At 65.9% G+C, this 4,562-nt stretch carries 5 protein-coding genes; 4 read left to right on the forward strand and 1 reads right to left on the reverse strand.

The window, feature by feature from the left end:
- Positions 1 to 696 precede the first annotated feature (696 nt).
- Positions 697 to 1,380: a hypothetical protein gene (locus tag AC1DMG_RS20065; protein WP_441601830.1), complete on the reverse strand. Its 684-nt coding sequence runs from the start codon at positions 1,378 to 1,380 to the stop codon at positions 697 to 699.
- 137 nt (positions 1,381 to 1,517) lie between these two features.
- On the opposite strand from AC1DMG_RS20065, the gene lptM reads away from it, so the two are divergent.
- From lptM to xerC, 4 genes are all read left to right on the forward strand, one after another.
- Positions 1,518 to 1,907 (forward strand): LPS translocon maturation chaperone LptM, encoded by a 390-nt coding sequence (gene lptM / locus AC1DMG_RS20070; protein WP_441601829.1) that lies wholly within the window; start codon positions 1,518 to 1,520, stop codon positions 1,905 to 1,907.
- Positions 1,907 to 2,740, forward strand: a complete 834-nt coding sequence (gene dapF / locus AC1DMG_RS20075) for a diaminopimelate epimerase (RefSeq protein ID WP_441601828.1) — start codon at positions 1,907 to 1,909, stop codon at positions 2,738 to 2,740. The genes lptM and dapF overlap by 1 nt, the downstream gene beginning before the upstream one ends.
- Before the next feature lie 86 nt (positions 2,741 to 2,826).
- On the forward strand, positions 2,827 to 3,510 hold the full coding sequence (locus tag AC1DMG_RS20080; protein ID WP_121883777.1) for a DUF484 family protein: 684 nt from the start codon (positions 2,827 to 2,829) through the stop codon (positions 3,508 to 3,510).
- 5 nt (positions 3,511 to 3,515) lie between these two features.
- The gene (gene xerC / locus AC1DMG_RS20085; protein WP_477180976.1) at positions 3,516 to 4,403 is read left to right on the forward strand and encodes a tyrosine recombinase XerC; all 888 of its coding nucleotides are present in this window, start codon (positions 3,516 to 3,518) and stop codon (positions 4,401 to 4,403) included.
- Positions 4,404 to 4,562 lie beyond the last annotated feature (159 nt).

The following is a 4,562-nucleotide window of genomic DNA, read 5'->3' on the forward strand; positions in this document are numbered from 1 at the left end:
GTGCGCGACAGCCACGCCTGGGTGTAYCGCTCCGTAGGTTTGTCGCGCACAGGGTGCGCTCCCACAAAKAGCCRACCRGCAASTYTGATCCGCCATCCCCAKACCTGCGTCCCCCTTGTAGGAGCGCACTTGTGCGCGACCGCAGCGTCGCGGTGCATCGCTCCGGTTGGTCGCGCACAAGTGCGCTCCTACAAGAGAGCGGCCCAGCAGCGTCGGACGTCGCGTGGCTCTTGATGCGGCTCTTGCCCCCGGGGTCCCCGTAACCCGCCCGCGCACCTGGAGGGCCAACGGCCCGGAAGGCGCGCCATCCGGGGGGCCCTTTCTTTTGGTTACTTTTCTTTACTCCGGGCATCCTGCCCTCCGCCCTTCGGGCCGGCTTCGCCGTTCGCGCGCGCTCGAAGCGCGTGCGTGGGCAAGCAAAGAAAAGTGACCCGGCCTCCGGCAGGAGGTCGGAAGCCCGCGGCAGGCGAGCCAGGTCGCCGTATCGCTAAAACCAAACACTGAGGCTCTGGATGACCAGCCATTCGGCTGTTGAAGAGCGCTTCCAGCCTACGCCGGGATGACGAGCAAAACGCGGCCAGCGCTGGGACAACAAGCGAATTTCCGCCGCTTGGAAACGACAACTACCGGAGGGCGGCTCCGCCTCCACGCAACAAAGCGAGATTCCCCCCTCGCTCAATTCCCAAAACCCCAACCTCAAAACGGCTGCGCGATGCGCTGCTCTGTCGCCTCATCCGGCCGCGCCACCAACGCCCCCGTGCGCATCAGACTCACCGTGTAATGCCCTTGATCCACCAGCGGCAAAAACACCCCACTGCCAAACAACACATCCACATCCGGCACCCAGCGCGGATATTGCTTGTGCAGATCGAGCAGATCGAAGCTGCCGCCTTCACGGAAATCGACCACGGTCCGCGGCCCATGCATTTCATCGTTCGGGTCGTCGTAGCGTCCCGACAACCGATCCAGCCGGTACAGCGGCGGCACGCCCGCCAGCATCGTGGGCAGCTTCCACTTCAGCACCACGGCCTCGACGCGCCACGCATCGCCGGCCACTTCCACGCGGCGGGAAGCGCCGTCAGGCCAATGCAGGATGAGCGACCAGCGCTGCGGTGAAAGGATGTGTGCGTCGATCTCCACTACCGGCGTCTCTTCGCTGAGCAGGCGATAGCCGCGCAACGCGAAGCCCATGCCCGTCAGTATCAGGGTGATGGCGAAACCCACGAGCAGCAGCACGGAACGACCGGCGGCTGCCAGGCGCTGCCTGTCATCAAGGCGCTGGCGCAAGGCCACCAGTTGAAACAAGGTGAACAGCAGGGCGACCGCGGCCAGGATCAGCAGGATCGTCGAAGGGAGGCGCAGCAGCGCGGTCCAATCCATCGTTGTACTTCTGTGCATTCAAACCGCTCGCGGCGGCGACGGCGGCATCATAACGGCTGACGCGCCATTCACGGGCGGCGGCGCTTCAAAAGCGGCGGCTCGCCTATACTGACCGGGTTCCCGCCGGATACCCCGACATGCGCCGATCACTCCTGCTGCTTTCGCTGTGCTCCGTTTTTGCCCTGCTCGCCGCATGCGGCAACAAGGGACCGCTTTATATGCCCAAGGCTACGCCCGCGGCCACCGTGCATCCCGCTACGCCCGTCGCGCCGGCAGCCAAGCCCATACCGGCAGTGGTTCCGGCGGCACTGACGCCTGTGCCCGTGCACGGCTTTGTCACTGATATGACGGCGTTCGACGCCTTTATCGCCGCACATCCCACGCCTGAGCAGTTCAAGGCCGCGTATCCGGATGTGCTGCTGGTCCTGCCGGGCACCATCGCCACGCGTGAGATGCGCAGCAACAACAGCCGCTATTTCGCCGAACTCGACGCCAACGGCCGGATCACCGGCGGCAAGTTCATGTAATGAAGCTTCCGTTCTCCAAGATGCACGGCATCGGCAACGACTTTGTGATGGTCGATTGCCGCCAGCGCGCGTTTGCACTGAACGAAGAGCAGATCCGCGCCATCGCCGACCGGCACATGGGCGTGGGTTTCGACCAGCTGATCAGCATCGAGCCGCCGCGCGATCCCAGTTGTGCGTTCTACTACGGGATCTGGAATGCGGACGGCACGCCGTCGGGCCAATGCGGCAACGGCGTGCGTTGCGTGGCGGCGTGGCTGCATCGTGCGGGTGAGTTGTCGATCGGCGACATGATCCGGCTGGAAAGCCCCTCCGGGCCCGTGACGGTGCGTCTGAGTGGCCCGAACGAGGTGACGGTCGACATGGGCGTGCCCACGCTGGAGCCCGAGCGCATTCCGTTCCGTGCCGACCTCCAGGCGGCTCGTTACGCCATCGAAGTGGGCGGCGACGTGCTGGAGATCGGTGCGTTGTCGATGGGCAATCCGCATGCGGTCGTGGTGGTGCCTGACTTGCAGGCGCCATCGCTGTATCGGGTCGGCCCGATGCTGACCACGCATAGTCGTTTCCCAGAAGGCGCCAACGCTGGCTTCGTTCAGCAGGTCGATCGGGGCCAGTTGCGCCTGCGCGTGCATGAACGCGGCAGCGGCTGGACGCTCGCCTGCGGTACCGGCGCCTGCGCCGCGATGGCGGTGCTTCGCCTGCGCGACGAAGTCGACGAGAAAGTGATGGTGACGCTGCCCGGCGGCACCCTGACCATCGAATGGGCGGGGCCGGGGCATACGCTGTGGATGACCGGGCCGGCTACGTTCGTTTTCGAAGGCGAATGGCTGGGTTGACGCGACTTTCTGTCCATGTCGGTTGAAAGCCGATAGCGGAACAACGCACACTCGGCCCGCAACGCATCGACTCCCCTGAGGTAGCCATGTCCGAAACCGCCATTGTCGACACGCTTTCCGCCGGCGACGTCGCGGCTTTTCTGCGGCACCATCCGGAGTTTCTCACCGACTATCCCGATATCGCGGCCCAGCTTACGCTGCCGCGCGAGCAGGGCCGTGTCGCCTCGCTGGCGGTCTATCAGCTGCAGAGCCTGCGCGAGAAGAACGCGGAGCTGGAGAAGCAGCTGGCCGGCCTGATCGCCATCGCCGCCGAAAACGAGCGGCTGATGCAGCGGGTGCACGAGCTCAATCTCGCCGTGCTGCGCGCTGGAACACCCGCCGTGGCGGCCCGCAGCGTGGTGGCGCGGCTCGCGGAGGATTTTCAGACCGACCAGGTACGCCTGATGCTGTTCGGCCCGATCGGGCTGCCGCCGGCGGACTGGCTGGTGCATATCCCGGGCGGGCGCTCGCAGGTGCCTGAGTTTTCCGATTTCATGGCGCACCACGAACCGGTCGCCGGCCGCCTCTCGGCCGAACGCCTGTACCGCCTGTTCGGCGACCACGCGCCGGAAATCCGCTCCGCCGCGATGATGCCGCTGGGCGAGTTCGGCATCCTGGCCATTGGCAGCGGTGATGCCGACCATTTCCAGCCGGGCATGGGCACGGTGTTCCTGAAGATGATCGCAGGCACCGTCACCGCCGCGCTGCGCCGCGCCCAGGAAGTCATGTAACACTTATGTCTCACCCGCAGGCCCAGGTCGACGCCTGGCTTTCGCGACTCGCGGGAGAACGCAAGGCATCGGTGCATACGGTCGATGGCTATCGCCGCGATCTGGCCAAGCTGCTGCGCTGGATGGAGGCGCAGGGCATCGCCAACTTCAGCGCGCTCGAGCCCAACCGCATGCGCGGCTTCGTGGCCGGCGAACACCGCGCTGGCCTCGCACCCAAAAGCCTGCAGCGCCTGTTGTCCTCCTGCCGCAGCCTGTTTCGCCAGCTCACCCGCGAAGGTCTGCTCGAGCATGACCCGCTGGCCGGCGTGCGCGGCCCCAAGGTGCACCGCAAGCTGCCGCAGGTGCTCGACGTGGACGAGGCCACTTCGCTGGTGGAAACGCAGAGCGAAGGCGCTTTGAATCTGCGCGACCGCGCGATGCTGGAACTGTTCTATTCCTCGGGCCTGCGCCTGTCCGAGCTCACCGGGCTGCGCTGGATCGATCTGGACATGCACGCCGGCGAAGTGCGCGTGCTCGGCAAGGGCAACAAGACCCGCATCGTGCCGGTCGGCCGCCACGCGGTCGCTGCACTGCGTGCGTTGGGCGAAGCGGAAGGCGTGGTTCCCGAGCAGCCCGTGTTCAAAGGCCGCGGCGGTGCGCCCATCAATCCGCGTACCGTACAGCTACGTTTGAAGACGCTGGCGCTGCAGCAAGGCATGGCCAAACGCATCCATCCGCATCTGCTGCGCCACACCTTCGCCAGCCATATGCTGSAATCCTCCGGCGACCTGCGCGCSGTGCAGGAGCTGCTCGGCCATGCGGATATCGCCACCACGCAGATCTATACACACCTGGATTTCCAGTATCTGGCCAAGGTGTATGACGCGGCACATCCGCGGGCGAAGCGTAAGTGACGGGCGCCGTGAGCCGACAGCCTTGAACACCCTGTGGGAGCGCACCCTGTGCGCGACGGGCCGCCCGCGGCCCGGTTTCCCCTGAAAACCCCGTCGCGCACTGGGTGCGCTCCCACAAGGGCTGGCCGGGCGGCGGCTTGGATTCCGCCCTTACGGCCC

The organism is Dyella sp. 01N36, assembly GCF_056399745.1.

What these genes read in the sequence shown, in the direction of transcription:
- AC1DMG_RS20080 (WP_121883777.1), top strand. Translation starts at nt 2,827, where the DNA reads ATGTCCGAAACCGCCATTGTCGACACGCTTTCCGCCGGCGACGTCGCG.
- AC1DMG_RS20065 (WP_441601830.1), bottom strand. Translation starts at nt 1,380, where the DNA reads ATGGATTGGACCGCGCTGCTGCGCCTCCCTTCGACGATCCTGCTGATC.
- lptM (WP_441601829.1), top strand. Translation starts at nt 1,518, where the DNA reads ATGCGCCGATCACTCCTGCTGCTTTCGCTGTGCTCCGTTTTTGCCCTG.
- dapF (WP_441601828.1), top strand. Translation starts at nt 1,907, where the DNA reads ATGAAGCTTCCGTTCTCCAAGATGCACGGCATCGGCAACGACTTTGTG.